We start from the raw sequence: 17,170 nt of genomic DNA, 5'->3' as shown, positions 1-17,170 counted from the left end.
CTTTGATCTCGATGAAACCCGAGTAGGTCTATCTGGAAAAGGATCTCCGTCTGTTCACTTGAACTCCGACTACAAAAAGCAATCATAACGGTTATCCACCACTGGTTTCTCATCCTATTTATGTACTGAAATTGTATCATATAACACAAAAGGATACGAAGTAAAACGACTCTTTATAGCTTTTTATGTATCGAGTGATTGTCTTACTACTATGTTTAGCAACTTCGTGTCATTTCATTACTACTTCTTTTTGTAAAAACAAGGCGCAATTAAGCGCCTTGTTCAAAATAAGCCAGTCTATTAGCTTGAATTATGCTTTTTTACTGTTATCTACAAGAACATCAATTGCTTTACGAATGCGTAGGTCACCTTTAAGTGCATCAGTGCCACCTTGCATTGTTAACATGGAACGAATTTGTTCTTCTTCCATGTTGTACATTGCAGCCATCTTAGAAAGTTCTTCGTTTACTTCTTCTTCAGAAACTTCCACGTTTTCAGCATCTGCAATCGCTTCAAGCGTTAAGTTTGTACGTACGCGCTTTTCAGCGTCTTCTTGCATTTGTTCGCGAAGTGCTTTCTCATCTTGTCCAGAGAACTGGTAGTACATTTCAAGGTTCATACCTTGTTGCTGTAGACGCTGCTCAAATTCTTGAAGCATACGATCTACTTCTGCATCTACCATTGCAGATGGGAGATCAATTTCACTGTTTTCAGCAGCTTTTTCAATCAACGAGTCTTTCTTTTGAACGTCAGCATCTTCTGCTTTTTGTTTTTCAAGATTTTCTTTCGTTGTTTTCTTAAGCTCATCAAGCGTTTCGACTTCTTCATTTACGTCTTTAGCGAACTCATCATCAAGCTCCGGAAGTTCCTTGCGCTTAATGTCATGAATCTTCACTTTAAAAGTAGCTTCTTGTCCAGCAAGATTTTCAGCATGGTACTCTTCAGGGAAAGTTACTTTAACTTCCTTCTCAGCGCCAGCTTTCTCACCAATCAATTGCTCTTCAAAACCAGGGATGAAAGTGTTAGAGCCTACTTCTAATGAATAGTTATCGCCTTTTCCACCTTCAAATGGTTCTTCACCAAGGAAACCTTCGAAGTCGATTACAGCAGTATCGCCTTCTTTTAGCTCGCCATCTTCAACTACTACAAGTTCAGCTTGTTTTTCTTGAAGAGATTTAAGCTCTGCTTCTACTTCTTCATCTGTAACGTTTGTATCTTGTTCTTCAACTTCAAGACCTTTGTATTCGCCAAGTTTCACTTCTGGCTTAACGGTTACAGTTGCTTTAAAGATCAAGTTTTGACCTTTTTCCATTTGCTCAACGTCAACTTCAGGACGGTCAACTGGTTCGATACCAGATTCGTCAATTGCTTCTGAATAAGCTTTAGGAAGAATAATATCAAGAGCATCTTGATAAAGAGATTCTACACCAAAACGTTTTTCAAAAAGAGAACGTGGCATTTTTCCTTTACGGAATCCAGGAACGTTAACCTGTTTTACAACTTTTTTGAATGCTTCATCAAGCGCATTATTTACCTCAGCAGCGTCTACCTCAACAGTAAGGACGCCCTGGTTACCTTCAAGCTTTTCCCAATTTGCAGTCATTTACACATTACCTCCAACAATAAATATATTTCCACTAATCGAGCGTTTAAAGTAGATGACGCCTTTTGGAGTATAAAAGCGTCTACTGTCTTTTAAACGGTCTCTTTTACTAGTAAATATGGGTTTGCAACTATTGTATTATAACATAGAACAGCGAGTTTTCAACACATACGGCGTGAATGAAAACCGTTTAGCCATAGTACAGCTTAACGATAATGACGCGTTAGCGCAAGCAAAACCATTTCGTTTCCATGTATTACTATTCGAATGGCCGATAAAAGGGTTGATTCTCAATATTCATGATTCGATTCGCAGCTACTTCGAACTCGGAAGGCTTTACTTCGTAAAACATACGTAGATCTTCATTTGTTACGTCTTCACCGTTCATTTCAGATGCAACCTTATGGACAGCAGCTGCCCACACTGAACTATTTGAAGGCTCTGCTTCAAACGGAGTGATGGCAAATAAATAGTGCCACCAAATTTGCATGCACATTTCAAATAGTGCTGGATTTCCCTGCTCCACCACATCAGAGAGCTTGGATTTCACACTTAAGGAGAAATCTTGTAAAAAGATATCCTGTAATGTAGCTGGATTCACCTTGATCTCTCTTCCAAACTTATGTACGACAACTTCTTGATCCAATTCCTTTTCTCTCAATACTTGTAAAACAAGACTTTTAAGGAGAGGATCCTTGTTTGTTGCATTTAAATATGTAAGATATACGGGGAGAGACTTTTGTTCATCCACAGTGCTTAATTTTTGAATGGCTAACCACTGTTTTTCCGTCTTATCGCTCTCCAAATAATCAATGAGCTTGTCAACATCTTCCTCGTGACCAGCATCATAATCAGCCTCAGAATCAAGGTCATAGCTCGTCATTTGTCTGCTAAAATGTAGCAGCTGGTAGAGCGACTCCGCAATGTTAGACGGAAGTTGATTTTCTTGTAATACTGCTTCGATCATCGTAACTACTTTCTGATACTTTCCAAGCTGAACTAAAATTGATATGTATACTTGAAAAATGTCGTAATAGTCCCCGATCCCCTGCTGCATCATTGTTTCACAGCGTTCAGACGCTTCACTCAAATTGCCCATCTCCACTAGGCTTAAAACCATTCCAAAGTGCCCCTGTGGATGTTCCGGCTCAATTTCAAGTAGCTGACTAAAATGTTCATGCGCTTTTGTTATTTCTTTAGCTTTTAGTGCTGCCATTCCTTTTTCGACAAGCTTACCTGCCACGTTTGGAAAATAAACTATTTTCCTTTCATCCTTTTCTTTATCCATGACGTAATCGCTCCACTCTCTTATATTCTCTATTAAAAGAGTTTACAGCAGGAAAGGCGCAGCTACGATTAGATATCAGTTTATCAGTATCCACCTGTAAACTCAAGCTGAAGCACGCTACCGGAATCTGAAATCCTTTTATCTGTTTATTTATGATTGCTGTAAAAGCTCATTAGCAACATCAGATATACAAAAAAAGCCATTCTATCACAAAGGATAAATGCCTTTAAAGAAAACATATAATGGTGTCCCAGGCAGGATTCGAACCTGCGACCCACAGCTTAGAAGGCTGTTGCTCTATCCTGCTGAGCTACTGGGACATTGTTAGTATAAAACGATTCAGTTTCTAGCGACATGTATTAATATATCGGATTACATTAGTAAAGTCAATAGGAAACAATAGAAAAAAACACAGCATACGCTGTGTTTTTTTCGATTATGAAAGAGTAAACGTTGAAGAAATTTCCTCAATCACTTTTCCATTTTCATCATGGTATGTGACTTCAATTGCATCACTCGTCCACTCCACAATAGCGTAAGTTTGAATAGCGGGTTTTCTCGGAAGTTTCACGCTGCCTGGATTAACGAAAAGCGTACCTTCTTCGAATAATGTTAACACTTCATGCGAATGACCAAAGCAAACTAAATCTGCCTGGGCTTCTTTTGCTTTGTAATGCAATTTCATTAAAGTCATCTTTACATTATACAAGTGGCCGTGCGTAGCGAAAATAGTTTTATTTCCTACCGTTTGCACTAACTCATCTGGATAGCGGTCATCAAAGTCACAATTCCCTCTGACTCTTACCTGAAACGGAAGCATCTCCTCTGCATCATAATCAAATTCAGAGTCTCCACAGTGGATCATACATTCCACTTCGTGCTTATGTCGTTCTACCAGATGGTGTAATTCTTCATTAGAGCTATGATTATCACTTACAACTAGTACTTTCATACGCCACCTCTTTTCGTTAAAATAAATCCTTAAATACCTCTTCTAAACGATCGAGTGCTTGTCCCCTATGAGAAATCGCATTTTTCTCTTCAGGAGAAAGTTCAGCCATCGTTTTATCATAGGAAGGAACGTAGAAAATCGGGTCATAGCCAAAACCATAGCTTCCAGAACGTTCAAACATAATCATGCCACTGCACGTCCCCGAGAAAATCTCTGTGTTTTGACCCGGTATCGCTACTGCGAGGACACAATGAAAGGAAGCGTTTCGCTGTTCTTTAGGAACATCTTTCATTTCCATTAATACTTTATCAATGTTTGCCTCATCATCTTTTTCAGGTCCTGAATAACGAGCAGAATACACACCTGGGTCTCCATCAAGCGCATCGATAACAAGCCCTGAGTCATCAGCAATAACGGGCTGGTTTGTTAGCTTCATGATTGCTTCCGCTTTTAACACTGCATTTTCAGCGAATGTACTGCCTGTTTCAGCTACATCCGGAGAGTTTTCAATGTCAAGTAAAGAAAGAACACTCAGCTCATCAGATTCAAACCTCCGCTTAAATTCTTTTACTTTGCCTTCATTTTGCGTCGCAATAAGCAGTTTACGCATCTGCTGATGATGCCTCCTTTATCTTAGTCGCAAAGTCTCCGATTACTTCAGCTTGTGTGTTAATTAATTCTTCCACACCAGTTTTTCCAAGTGCAAGCATCTCATTAAGTTGGTTCATATTAAACGTTGCTTCTTCACCTGTACCCTGAAGTTCAACAAATTCTCCGCTTCCTGTCATAACAATATTCATGTCTACTTGAGCAGAAGCATCTTCTTTGTAGCATAAATCTAATAAAGCTGAACCATTACGGTCAATGCCAACAGATGTAGCTGCAAGGAAGTTGGTTAACGGCATTTTCTTAATTTGCTTCCGATCCATTGCTTTTTCTACGGCGATTGCAAGAGCCACAAATGCTCCTGTAATGGAGGCTGTACGTGTTCCACCATCGGCTTGAATCACATCACAATCAATCCATATCGTGCGCTCGCCAAGCGCTTCAAGATTAACCACGGTTCGCAGCGCCCTTCCGATTAACCGCTGAATTTCCATCGTACGACCAGCCACTTTTCCTTTACTTGATTCTCTTATATTTCTCTGCTCAGTCGCACGCGGTAACATGGCATATTCAGCAGCAATCCACCCTTTGCCCTGTCCACGCATAAATGGAGGAACTCGATCTTCAATTGAGGCAGAGCAGATTACTTTTGTCTCGCCTACTGTAATTAAAACTGAACCCTCTGGATGTTTTATATAATCTCTTTCAATATGTACTTCTCTTAACTCATTTTTTTGACGTCCGTCAACTCTCATACTCGTCCTCCTATTAGCAAATCTTCCCTTTTCTCATCAACGATCATGTAGTCATCTACCTCTCTTAATAAACATGAAAAGAGGCAGTATCCCTGCCTCTACATCCTATCATATTCTATTTTAAAAACCCACTTTGTTAACGTCCTCTGGTCTTGAAACCGGCTCAGATAGAGCGTTTCCAGCTTCATCAATCACTTCAGAATGGCCATCTACGGTTATTGCCACTTCTTTAATGTCTGGTTGTTCAGTTAACGATAAAACAAGACTATTTAACATATCTTGCTGGAGCACCATTTCTTCAGTTCCTGTTAAAATCGCCTCATTGAAATCAAGTGTTAACAAACCATCCTCTTCATTAGCACCCAATAACTTAATATCTTTAGAAAACTGACTAAATAAGCCAGATTGCACAGGTGGTCCTTCCATTAAACTTTTCAATACTCCCCTTACATCATCAGAAACGCCTTCCATCCGCTTCGTTACTGGTACATAATAGGAGTAGTCTTCATTTTGAGCCATGAAGTAGACTGTAATGTCTTCACTATTGGAAACATCCACAACATTGCCCATCTCATGATTTATACCATTTGCTCTGCTAACATTTTCGCCAATCGGCGTGCCATTAACGGGCATTTCGGTTTGATCATGACCGTTGATTTGAATCTTCACGTTCTCTACACCATCAAATTGGGTAAGAGTCCATGTAACTGCTTCAAGAATTTGCTTCTCATTTTCAGCAGCATAGTCTTTAAACTCATTTGAAAAATCGACTACTAACGTTTTATCCACCTGGTCAATTCCTTGAACAACCGTACCTGCAGGTAACACTGCTTTAAACCCGTTAGGTAGCATTTCGGTTACTGGACCGTCCACCACGAGATATTCAAGCGCTTGTTTTGCAGCGCTTTCCACTGCAGGGAGCTGAAAACTTTGAGGCACTACCATCCCATTTGCATCAAGTAGATAAAGCTGACGAGTCGTCATTTCAGTCACTTCTTCAGAAGGTTCTTCACCAGTTGCTTCTTCTACCTCTCCCTCCTTAGTTGCGCCAGTTTCATTATCCTCCATCTGCTCCCCTTCATTAACATAATCGACCTTTGGGGGATCAATTTCCTTAAGTGACTTTTCAAAACCAAATCCACAGCCAGATATCGTTAGTATACATGAAAGCAACAATAGCGCGAATCCAATCCCGCGTAAACGCATAGCTATCCCTCCCCGGATGGTTTGTACTACCATTTATACGAGTTATATTTCAATTTATACCTCACTGTTGATAATAAGTTATGTATCCATTCTGAAAGGTAAAAGAATGAATGATTCGGATGTTCGTTATGAAGCTTAGTGATCAGTGATGTTTTAGAGCGTCATTCTAATTTCTATAAAAAAAACTCTAATCCAAAGTGGATTAGAGCTCAATACGTTTTACATTTTTCACAGGATATTCTAGCCAGTGGCTCGCAATCCTTGTGAAATTATCTATCGATCCAGTTGTTAGAAATGTATGGGAAGGTCGGTTATCACCAGTATATAGTAGCGAGCTATATTCTAAGATGCCACTTACTTCATAGGCAGTTTCATCACCTGAACAAATAATAGTCGTCTCTTCTCCCATCACTGATTGAATAACCGGTTCTAACAATGGATAATGAGTACACCCGAGAATCAAAGTGTCAATCCCTTTATGAAGTAGGGGAGAAAGGGTATTACTAACAGTCTGGTAGGTTTCTTCACTGGATAGATTACCCGTTTCAACAAGTGGAACGAAAGGCGGGCATGCGAGGCTTTCCACCTTAACGTTGTCATCAATTGTTTTTAATGAATATTCATACGCCCTACTTTTAATCGTGCCAGCTGTGCCGATAACCCCTATATACTTATTCGTTGTTTCTTTGATCGCACTTCTTGCTCCAGGATGAATTACGCCCCTTACTGGTATGCTGAGCTCATCCTGAATTTCTTTTAGAACGACTGCTGTAGCAGTATTGCATGCAATAATTAACATTTTAATTTGATATTTCTCAAGAAGATAATTTGTCATTTCCCACGTAAACTGCTTTACTTCAGGCGCAGACCTAGGTCCGTATGGACACCTTGCCGTATCGCCTAAATAAACAATCTCTTCCTTTGGTAATTGACGCATTATCTCTCGAGCTACCGTTAAACCGCCAACTCCAGAATCGATAACCCCAATTGGTTTTTTCAAAACATTTCGCCTCTCTACTTACCGGTCCTATTCGTTTTTTTTCATTTCGTCATAAAGCAAATGCAAACTTTCTTCCAATGCTTTGACTTGATCACCTGAAAATGTTCTCGTAATCTTCTCCAAATAGACCTGCCTTTTATGAATAACTTTTTTAATAATGTCATTTCCCTTATCAAGTATATGAATTCGAACAACGCGACGATCGTGTGGGTCTTTGACTCGTTTTACTAGATCTGTCTTCTCCATTCGATCGACTAGATCCGTCGTAGTACTACAAGCAAGGTACATCTTATTTGATAGCTCACCAATGGTTAAATCTCCATATTCAGAAAGCCATTGGAGTGCTAGAAATTGAGGAGGTGTAATGGAGAATTCACTTAAAAGTTCACGTCCATTTTGCTTAATGATACCCGCCACCATCCGAAGTGATTTCTCTATATCAACAATCGAAGCTGGTTCTCTCGTTAATTCTTCAGACATTCAGTCTCCCCCTTATTTTATCCTATAGTCTATTTTGATTGTAGGCGCAGTGAATTGCAAGAAGAGTGTTGTGCTTTCAGCTTCGTTTATCCATTCAATTTGTGCTAACTCGATCTCACACGCTATGAGACATTCACCAACTATTTTTTAGTCGCTGTAGAACACACATTAAAACGAAAAAAAGAGCTATAGTTTCCTATAGCTCTTCCGTTGCGAAATTTTCTTGTACATAGGTAACCACTTCTTCATTTGTTGCAAGTGAAAGAATGTGATCGATGTGCGAAGAAATTTCTTCTTTTGAAAGCTTCGTCATTTGACTTCTAGCAGGCAAAATTGACGTTGCACTCATGCTGAATTCATCTAAGCCAAGACCAAGAAGAATCGGAATCGCAATTTGATCTCCAGCCATTTCACCACACATACCAGCCCATTTACCTTCTTTATGAGCTGCGTCAATAACCATCTTAACAAGTCTAAGAATCGCAGGGTTATATGGTTGGTACAGGTAAGAGACTTTTTGATTCATTCGGTCAGCAGCCATCGTATATTGAATAAGATCATTCGTTCCAACACTAAAGAAGTCAACTTCTTTAGCAAAAACGTCTGCCATAGCAGCAGTTGCTGGAATTTCAACCATCATTCCAATTTCGATTTCCTCTGAAACTTGGATCCCTTCAGCAATTAGCTCCTCTTTAACAGTAAGAAGCATTTCTTTCGCCTCACGGAATTCACCAACAGTGGCGATCATAGGGAACATCACTTTCAGATTTCCAAATACACTAGCACGAAGAAGTGCGCGAAGCTGCGTACGGAAAATCTCAGTCTCTTCCAAGCAAAGACGAATCGCACGGAACCCAAGGAAAGGATTCATTTCTTTTGGAAGATTTAAGTAAGGTAACTCTTTATCTCCACCAATATCAAGCGTACGAATGACAACGGGTTTGCCGTCCATTTTCTCAAGAACTTCTTTATAAGCATTGAACTGCTCTTCTTCTGAAGGCAATTCATTACGCCCCATATAAAGGAATTCAGTACGGTAAAGACCAACACCTTCGCCGCCATTTTCAAGAACTCCTTTAACGTCTTCAGGTGTTCCAATGTTCGCAGCAAGCTCAACATGTTTCTCATCTTTCGTAGTTGTAGGCTCATTAACAAGCTTAGCCCACTCTTGCTTTTTGGCTTCAAAGTGTTCTTTTTTCTTCGTATAATGTGCGATTTCTTCATCAGAAGGATCTACAATCACGTTACCATCGATTCCATCAATGATAACTATCTTCCCTTCCACATCTTCAGAAGTAATCGTTTTCGTTCCAACGACAGCTGGAATTTCCATTGATCGAGCCATGATTGCGGAGTGAGATGTTCTGCCGCCAATATCAGTAGCAAATCCTTTAACAAACTGCTTATTTAGTTGAGCAGTGTCAGAAGGTGTTAAGTCTTCAGCAAGCACAACCACTTCATCTGTAATCGCTCCAGGAGAAGTAAACGTAACGCCTAGTAAATGAGCAAGCACACGTTTAGATACGTCACGAATATCAGCAGCACGTTCTTTCATGTACTCGTTATCCATGTTCTCAAACATGCTAATAAACATATTCGAAACGTCGCTCATAGCACTTTCAGCATTTACGTTCTCGTTATTCACTTTATCTTTAACCGCATTCAACAACTCAGGATCAGATAAAACGAGAAGATGAGCAGCGAATATGGCTGCTTTATCTTCTCCGAGCTGTTCATTGGCGTGATTCTTAATAACTTCAAGTTCTTCTTTAGCGCGATGAACAGCTGCTTCAAAACGTTCGATTTCAGCTTCAGCATCAGTAATTGAAGTTTTTTCAATTTCTAATGCAGGGTTTTCAAGTACGAATGCTTTCGCAATAGCTATTCCCGCAGAAGCGCCAATTCCAGTCAACTGATTTGACATTACTTGCCTAGACCTTCGTTTTCCATAACTTCTGTAAGTCCTGCAATCGCCTCGTCAGCATCTGATCCTTCTGCTTTGATAGTGATTTCAGAGTTTTGTTGAATGCCAAGGCTCATTACGCCCATAATTGATTTAAGGTTTACAGACTTTCCGTTATAATCAAGCGTTACGTCAGAGCTATATTGACCTGCTTTGTTTACTAGTGCTGTTGCTGGACGTGCATGAATTCCAGATTCGCTTGTTACTGTGAAATTTTTCTCTGCCATTTTAAATTCCCTCTTTCAATTGTTATATTTTTTATTTTGATATTGTGATAATATCTTTGTCTTCCCGAGAAACAGTACCTTCTTTTGAAAGGTCAATCGTTTCTCCCTCTTCAAGGTTTGTGAACACAATAGGTGTGATTGTTGAGGTTGCATTTTCTTTAATATAAGCGAGATCAACTTTCATTAGCTTTTGGCCCTGTTTAATTTCATCACCTTCGCTAATAAATACTTCGAAACCTTCACCTTTGAGATTAACCGTATCAATTCCAACGTGAATTAGAATTTCACGACCATTAACAGACTCAATACCAATTGCATGCTTCGTTGGGAACACATTCATTATTTTGCCATCAACCGGTGCAACAATCAAGCCATCTGTTGGTTCAATCGCAAAACCGTCACCCATCATCTTACCAGAGAAGACCTGATCAGGCACTTCCGTAATTGGCATGATTTTTCCTTCTAAAGGAGAGATGAGATGATCTTTTCCTTTAACACCAGAAGGTTTTTCAGACTTTTCTTCTTTCTTCTGATCCTGAAGTGGTTTTGGTGTTTTCCCACTAATGATGTCTCTAATCTGGCCTTTCAGCCCATCAGATTGTGTTCCAAAGATTGCCTGAATGTTATTTCCTACTTCCATAACACCTGAAGCACCAAGGCGTTTTAGACGTTTTTTGTCAACTTCACCTTTATCTGCCACAGAAACACGTAGTCGCGTAATACAAGCATCTAGGTTCGTGATATTGCTTTCGCCACCAAGAGCTTGAAGCACATTGTAGGCTAGTGCAGTATTTTCTTGGCCGTCGTCTGCAATTTCATCTTCTTCATCTTCTTCACGTCCTGGCGTCATTAAGTTAAACTTACGAATCGCAAAACGGAAGCCGAAGTAGTAGATTAAAGCAAACACTAATCCTACTGGAATAACTAACCACCACGCTGTTCTACCTTGTAGAACTCCGAATAGAAGGAAGTCAATAACACCACCGGAGAAAGTCATACCAATTTTAACATCAAGTAATGCCATAGTCATAAAGGAAAGTCCTGCAAAAATAGCGTGAATCCCGAAAAGAACTGGTGCAACGAATAAGAATGAGAACTCAAGTGGCTCAGTAATTCCTGTTAAGAAAGATGTCAGCGCAGCTGACCCCATAATACCCGCTACAACCGCTTTCTTTTCAGGTCTAGCTTCATGGTACATTGCAAGTGCTGCTGCAGGAAGTCCAAACATCATAAACGGGAATTTACCGGTCATGAACGTTCCTGCTGTAAGCTCAGCACCATCTTTTAATTGTTCAAAGAAAATCTTTTGATCTCCACGAATTATCTCACCAGCAGCATTTGTGTACTGTCCAAACTCAAACCAGAAAGGTGAGTAGAAAATGTGGTGAAGACCGAATGGAATCAATGAACGTTCAATGACACCGAATACAAATGCTGCAAGAGCAGGATTCGCATCAAGCATGTTGTGAGAAAATGCATTTAGGCCTGATTGAATTGGCGGCCAAACAAAAATCATGATGACGCCAAGAATCAAAGCTGAAACCGCCGTAGCGATTGGAACAAAACGTTTCCCAGCGAAGAAGCCAAGATATTGAGGAAGTTGAATATTATAATACCGTTTATACATATAGGAGGCAAGAATACCGACAATTATTCCTCCAAATACCCCCGTTTGAAGAGTGGGTATTCCTAACACATTGGCATATGATGCGCTTTCAGCTACTTGATCAGCCGAAACGCCTTCAAGGACGCCCATCGTAATATTCATAACAAGGAAACCAACAATTGCGGCAATACCGGCAACTCCGTCTCCATCTGATAACCCAATCGCTACACCAACCGCAAATAGTAGAGCAAGGTTAGCGAATACAATCCCACCAGACTCTTCCATTACTGTAGCGAGAAGTTGAAACCATTCTGCGGACATGAATGGTAATTTTTCAAGCAATGTTGGATTTTGAAAAGCATTACCAAATCCAAGTAGAAGACCAGCAGCAGGTAATATCGCCACTGGAAGCATTAGTGCTTTACCAACGCGTTGTAAAACCCCGAAAGCTTGTTTAAACATTTGTTTTCCTCCTTTTATTTTTCCCCCAAAGAATTTAAATATAAAAAAGGCATGAGTGACGGTACGACAATTCAATCAGGATATACTATACCCCAATCAAGTTTTGTCATTCCGGCTTCACTCATGCCTGATCGTATCAGTAACACGTTACCGTTAAGTATTTAGTTATTTAGGAGAAAGCCTTTGCAAGTGCATTGTTAAGTAAACTGCTTCTGCATCAGGAAAATTCGTACGAAGTTCCCTTTGCATTATCTTAATCAACTTCCATGACAGATTATAGCACACAGGATATTCTTCTTTCAACACTTTTTCTAAACGTTCGTGAGCTTCAACTGGCTGATTCAATTCACTTCGTTCAATCGCATGTCTCAAATGACGAACAAGTCGTAAATAATCAATTCCAGTTCGATCAATGACAAGATGTAATGAGTCTTCGATCACATGTACCAATTGATTGATTAAAGCTGAATATTTATTAAGCTTTCCAACACTACGATTTGTAATGGCACTATGGATATGCAGTGCAACAAAGCCGATTTCTCCATCTGGAAGAGCGACATCTAGCTTATGGTTAATGTGCTGAATCACTTCTTCAGCAACTGTATATTCTTTTGGATACATCGTTTGCGTTTCTACCAAGAAAGGATATTTTACATCTAGGCCTTGACGAAGACGTTTAATTGCAAAAGAAAGATGATCTGTTAATGACACATGAATATGTTCATCAAGTTGAGAATCTAACTTATCTTCAATCAAAGATATCGATTCATTCATAATGGCAATAAAAGATTCCGAAACATTAGGTACCAATAATTTGTATTGTTCTTGCTCATGCTTATCGATAAGAATAAAATACTTGTCTACTTTTGATTCATCGAGCCTTTCGCCCTGTTTCTGATTAAATCCGATACCTTTCCCAGTTAATACTACCTCAATATTTTGGTCAGAAATAGCAATAACGACGTTGTTATTCAGAATTTTCTTAATTTCAAATCCACCATTCATGTTCAAGTTCCCCTCATTAAACCGGTTTCATTTGTGATTATGAACGTCCTAATGATAGTAAATTACAGGTATTACGTCAATGAGAAAACGTTCCAATCAATCGTCTTCCCTCCATCATAAACGTTTTGGGAATATTTTTCACCTTTACGGATTATATTTCTTTTGTGTCGTTATTATTGGAGACTCTATATATATAAGTGCCACTAATTCGATAAGCGACCTTTAGTTATTGAAAACGACCCACGAAATTTTCTTTACCGTTATCTTAGAATAGTTTAATAACAATCTAACAAATCTCTATACTCAATAGGAAAAACCGGCTTTATTAAGCCGGTTCAACTAAATTTCTAACTCTCCCAGTCGAAGCAATTCAACAACAGCCTGAGAACGCCCCTTTACTCCAAGCTTTTGCATCGTGTTCGAAATGTGGTTTCGAACTGTTTTTTCGCTAATAAACAGTTCTTCTGCAATTTCTCTTGTTGTTTTGTCTTGAACAAGTAGTTCGAAAACTTCTCTTTCTCTTTTGGTTAATAGTGGCTTTGGTCGGTAGTGGTTCCCTTTCAACATTCCACCCTCCTCGATAGGGCAACAAAGCTACTTCAACTGAAATCATATAGTCCATACAATATATGAATTTCTATGATTCGTGTTACATTTATTCACATTTTCAACCTGATATCTTTAATAAAACCAATATGACAACCTTCGCTCTTGTTCATCATTTCCTGAGAAATATCGTAAGTAAAAGGAAATGCATACATCCACAACTATCTTCATGAAAAAAGATCCCCAAAAGGGGATCTTTTTTAGTGATCACTTCCAAAGAAGTTTTTAAATGTTTGGAGTGAAGTCGCTCGATTCATTGCAGCAATAGAAGTTGTTAATGGAATGCCCTTCGGACAGGACTGCACACAGTTTTGCGAGTTACCGCAATTGGCAAGGCCTCCATCTCCCATTAAACCTTCAAGACGTTCCTCTTTGTTCATTGCACCTGTTGGGTGGGCGTTAAATAAGCGTACTTGAGATACAGCCGCTGGGCCAATAAATTCAGAACGGCTGTTTACGTTTGGACATGCTTCAAGGCAAACACCACAAGTCATACATTTTGATAGCTCATAAGCCCACTGACGTTTATTTTCTGGCATTCTTGGACCTGGACCAAGATCATAAGTTCCATCGATTGGAATCCAGGCTTTTACTTTCTTAAGCGCATCAAACATTCTACTTCGATCGACTGCCAAATCACGCACGACAGGGAATGTTGTCATCGGAGCCAAACGAATCGGCTGTTCAAGCTGATCTAAAAGAGCTGTACAAGATTGGCGTGGTTTACCGTTAATCACCATTGAACAAGCTCCACAAACTTCTTCAAGACAACCCATTTCCCAAATAACTGGAGTTGTTTTCTCACCATTTGCATTAACAGGATTACGACGAATTTCCATTAAAGCAGAAATCACGTTCATGTTTTGACGATATGGAATTGTAAACGTTTCTTCATACGCCGCAGAATCAGGGCCATCCTGCCTTTTTATTTTAAGAGTAACGGTTTTCTTTTCACTCATCATTTATTCCCCGCTTTCTTCTTAGAATAATCACGTTTACGAGGTGTAATTAATGATGTATCTACTTCTTCGTAGTAGAACTCTGGTTTGTTGTTAACTGCATCGTATTTCGCCATGGTTGTTTTCAACCACTCTTCATCATTACGTTCAGGGAAATCAGGCTTGTAATGTGCTCCACGACTTTCATTACGATTTAAAGCACCGATTGTAATCACTCGTGCTAACTGCAGCATGTTTGAAAGCTGTCGAGTGAACGAAGCCCCTTGATTACTCCATTTGGACGTATCATTAATATTGATATTCTCGTAACGCTCCATCAATTCTTGGATCTTTTCATCCGTTTCTTTCAACTTATCATTATTACGCACTACTGTAACGTTGGCAGTCATCCATTCGCCAAGCTCTTTATGAATTTGATAAGCATTTTCTGTTCCATCCATCTTCATAATCGCATCTTGTTTCGCTTGCTCTTCTTGTTGGTGTTTCTCAAATAAAGAAGAAGAAAGATCTTCCACCGTTGATTCTAGTCCATTAATGTAGTCAACTGCATTCGGACCTGCAACCATTCCACCATAAATAGATGATAGAAGAGAATTTGCTCCAAGACGATTACCACCATGTTGAGAATAGTCACATTCCCCAGCTGCAAACAATCCTGGAATATTTGTCTGCTGATTAAAATCAACCCATAGTCCACCCATTGAATAGTGAACAGCTGGGAATATTTTCATAGGTACTTTGCGTGGATCGTCTCCCATGAATTTTTCATAGATTTCAATAATACCGCCAAGTTTAACATCTAGCTCTTTCGAATCTTTGTGAGAAAGATCAAGGTAAACCATGTTTTCCCCATTAATTCCAAGCTTTTGACTAACACAAACATCGAAGATTTCTCTTGTCGCAATATCTCGCGGAACAAGGTTACCATAAGCCGGGTACTTTTCTTCAAGGAAATACCATGGCTTCCCATCTTTATAAGTCCATACACGGCCACCTTCACCACGTGCTGACTCACTCATAAGGCGAAGTTTATCATCACCTGGAATTGCAGTTGGGTGAATTTGAATAAATTCACCATTTGAATAAATTGCTCCTTGCTGATAGAGCGCTCCAGCTGCAGATCCAGTATTAATTACTGAGTTTGTACTCTTACCGAAAATAATACCAGGTCCACCTGTCGCCATAATAACCGCATCAGCTTCAAAGCTTCGGATTTCAGAAGTCGTTAAATTTTCACCAACCACACCGCGACAAACACCATCATCATCGAGAATAGCTGATAAGAACTCCCATCCTTCATACTTCGTAACAAGTCCTGCTACTTCATGACGACGCACTTGTTCATCTAGCGCATAAAGAAGCTGCTGACCAGTCGTAGCACCCGCAAACGCAGTACGGTGATGCTGTGTACCACCAAAGCGGCGGAAATCAAGAAGACCTTCAGGTGTACGGTTGAACATAACACCCATTCGATCCATTAAATGAATAATACCTGGTGCCGCATCACACATTGCTTTTACAGGAGGCTGATTTGCAAGAAAGTCTCCTCCATAGACAGTGTCGTCAAAATGTTCCCAGGGAGAGTCACCTTCCCCTTTTGTATTAACAGCACCATTTATCCCCCCCTGTGCACATACGGAGTGAGATCGTTTAACTGGAACGATGGAAAGTAGATCCACGTTCATTCCTGCTTCAGCAGCTTTGATGGTTGCCATTAATCCTGCTAGGCCGCCTCCAACTATCACTAATTTTCCTTTACTCATAAGAACGGTTCCCCCTTAAATGCTGGCTCTGTCTGAAAAATTATGTATCAGACGTGGTGAAGACAGTTCACTATCTTACACAAATGCAAACAACGCGCGCATGCCTACTACTGAAAGTGCAACGAAAATAATCATTGTGACATAAGTCATCACACGCTGTGATTTTGGTGTTACTGTAAAGCCCCAGCTTACGAAGAATGACCATAAGCCATTGGCGAAGTGGAATACTGTACCAAGTACACCGATAATGTAAAAGATCATCATGGCTGGATTTGATAAGATATCAACCATCATTTGGTAGTTCACTTCAGCTCCCATTGCGGCCTGTAATCTCGTTTGCCAGACGTGCCATGTTACAAAGATTAATACGACCACGCCTGAGATCCGCTGCAAGTAAAACATCCAGTTACGTAGATAGCCGTAGCGACTAACGTTATTTTTGGATTGAAATGCGATATAAACACCGTAAATCGCATGAAATAAGAGCGGTAAGAAAATGACAAAAATTTCGAGCACATACCTGTATGGAAGACTCTCCATAAAGTGAGCTGCGTCATTAAATGCTTCGGGCCCTCTTGTTGCAAAATAGTTAACTGTTAAATGCTGAATAACGAAGAGTCCGAGTGGAATTACTCCTAGAAGCGAATGCAATTTTCGGCTTACAAAGTCTCGACTTGCGGCCATGTTTT

Annotated in this window: 16 protein-coding genes and 1 tRNA gene; all 17 read right to left on the bottom strand. The window is 39.8% G+C overall.

The window, feature by feature from the left end:
- Positions 1 to 310 precede the first annotated feature (310 nt).
- The 17 genes from tig to PQ578_RS05915 all read right to left on the bottom strand — a co-directional run bounded on the left by tig (position 311) and on the right by PQ578_RS05915 (position 17,165).
- Positions 311 to 1,603 carry a trigger factor gene (gene tig, locus PQ578_RS05995; protein WP_098444437.1) on the bottom strand — a complete coding sequence of 431 codons (1,293 nt, stop codon included), beginning with the start codon at positions 1,601 to 1,603 and terminating at the stop codon, positions 311 to 313.
- A gap of 259 nt (positions 1,604 to 1,862) precedes the next feature.
- Positions 1,863 to 2,891 carry a tetratricopeptide repeat protein gene (locus PQ578_RS05990; RefSeq protein WP_273832615.1) on the bottom strand — a complete coding sequence of 343 codons (1,029 nt, stop codon included), beginning with the start codon at positions 2,889 to 2,891 and terminating at the stop codon, positions 1,863 to 1,865.
- 243 nt (positions 2,892 to 3,134) lie between these two features.
- Positions 3,135 to 3,211 (bottom strand) — tRNA-Arg (locus tag PQ578_RS05985).
- 116 nt (positions 3,212 to 3,327) lie between these two features.
- Positions 3,328 to 3,843: a metallophosphoesterase gene (locus tag PQ578_RS05980; protein ID WP_273832614.1), complete on the bottom strand. Its 516-nt coding sequence runs from the start codon at positions 3,841 to 3,843 to the stop codon at positions 3,328 to 3,330.
- Positions 3,844 to 3,859: 16 nt separating this feature from the next.
- A complete protein-coding gene (locus PQ578_RS05975) occupies positions 3,860 to 4,453 on the bottom strand; it encodes an XTP/dITP diphosphatase (RefSeq protein ID WP_273832613.1) in 594 nt (197 codons plus the stop codon).
- Positions 4,446 to 5,204, bottom strand: a complete 759-nt coding sequence (gene rph / locus PQ578_RS05970; RefSeq protein ID WP_224883430.1) for a ribonuclease PH — start codon at positions 5,202 to 5,204, stop codon at positions 4,446 to 4,448. The genes PQ578_RS05975 and rph overlap by 8 nt, the downstream gene beginning before the upstream one ends.
- A 120-nt stretch (positions 5,205 to 5,324) precedes the next feature.
- Positions 5,325 to 6,410 (bottom strand): GerMN domain-containing protein, encoded by a 1,086-nt coding sequence (locus tag PQ578_RS05965; RefSeq protein WP_273832612.1) that lies wholly within the window; start codon positions 6,408 to 6,410, stop codon positions 5,325 to 5,327.
- A gap of 202 nt (positions 6,411 to 6,612) precedes the next feature.
- Positions 6,613 to 7,410, bottom strand: a complete 798-nt coding sequence (gene racE, locus PQ578_RS05960; protein ID WP_273832611.1) for a glutamate racemase — start codon at positions 7,408 to 7,410, stop codon at positions 6,613 to 6,615.
- Between the two features lie 27 nt (positions 7,411 to 7,437).
- Positions 7,438 to 7,890 carry a MarR family winged helix-turn-helix transcriptional regulator gene (locus PQ578_RS05955; RefSeq protein WP_273832610.1) on the bottom strand — a complete coding sequence of 151 codons (453 nt, stop codon included), beginning with the start codon at positions 7,888 to 7,890 and terminating at the stop codon, positions 7,438 to 7,440.
- 196 nt (positions 7,891 to 8,086) lie between these two features.
- Positions 8,087 to 9,814 carry a phosphoenolpyruvate--protein phosphotransferase gene (gene ptsP, locus PQ578_RS05950; RefSeq protein ID WP_273832609.1) on the bottom strand — a complete coding sequence of 576 codons (1,728 nt, stop codon included), beginning with the start codon at positions 9,812 to 9,814 and terminating at the stop codon, positions 8,087 to 8,089.
- Complete coding sequence (locus PQ578_RS05945; RefSeq protein WP_098444446.1) at positions 9,814 to 10,080, bottom strand: phosphocarrier protein HPr; 267 nt, start codon at positions 10,078 to 10,080, stop codon at positions 9,814 to 9,816. The genes ptsP and PQ578_RS05945 overlap by 1 nt, the downstream gene beginning before the upstream one ends.
- A gap of 31 nt (positions 10,081 to 10,111) precedes the next feature.
- A complete protein-coding gene (gene ptsG / locus PQ578_RS05940) occupies positions 10,112 to 12,148 on the bottom strand; it encodes a glucose-specific PTS transporter subunit IIBC (RefSeq protein WP_273832608.1) in 2,037 nt (678 codons plus the stop codon).
- A 165-nt stretch (positions 12,149 to 12,313) separates the two neighbouring features.
- Positions 12,314 to 13,153, bottom strand: coding sequence for a glucose PTS transporter transcription antiterminator GlcT (gene glcT / locus PQ578_RS05935; protein WP_273832607.1), 840 nt, complete (start codon positions 13,151 to 13,153; stop codon positions 12,314 to 12,316).
- Positions 13,154 to 13,492: 339 nt separating this feature from the next.
- Complete coding sequence (locus PQ578_RS05930) at positions 13,493 to 13,720, bottom strand: helix-turn-helix domain-containing protein (protein WP_369810531.1); 228 nt, start codon at positions 13,718 to 13,720, stop codon at positions 13,493 to 13,495.
- A gap of 239 nt (positions 13,721 to 13,959) precedes the next feature.
- Positions 13,960 to 14,718 (bottom strand): succinate dehydrogenase iron-sulfur subunit, encoded by a 759-nt coding sequence (gene sdhB, locus PQ578_RS05925; RefSeq protein ID WP_273832606.1) that lies wholly within the window; start codon positions 14,716 to 14,718, stop codon positions 13,960 to 13,962.
- The gene (gene sdhA, locus PQ578_RS05920) at positions 14,718 to 16,481 is read right to left on the bottom strand and encodes a succinate dehydrogenase flavoprotein subunit (RefSeq protein WP_098444450.1); all 1,764 of its coding nucleotides are present in this window, start codon (positions 16,479 to 16,481) and stop codon (positions 14,718 to 14,720) included. The genes sdhB and sdhA overlap by 1 nt, the downstream gene beginning before the upstream one ends.
- 75 nt (positions 16,482 to 16,556) lie before the next feature.
- Positions 16,557 to 17,165, bottom strand: a complete 609-nt coding sequence (locus PQ578_RS05915) for a succinate dehydrogenase cytochrome b558 subunit (RefSeq protein ID WP_098444451.1) — start codon at positions 17,163 to 17,165, stop codon at positions 16,557 to 16,559.
- Positions 17,166 to 17,170 lie beyond the last annotated feature (5 nt).

Source organism: Guptibacillus sedimenti (assembly GCF_028610665.1).
Lineage (GTDB): Bacteria > Bacillota > Bacilli > Bacillales > Guptibacillaceae > Guptibacillus > Guptibacillus sedimenti.
This window is presented reverse-complemented; position numbering and strand designations above follow the sequence as displayed.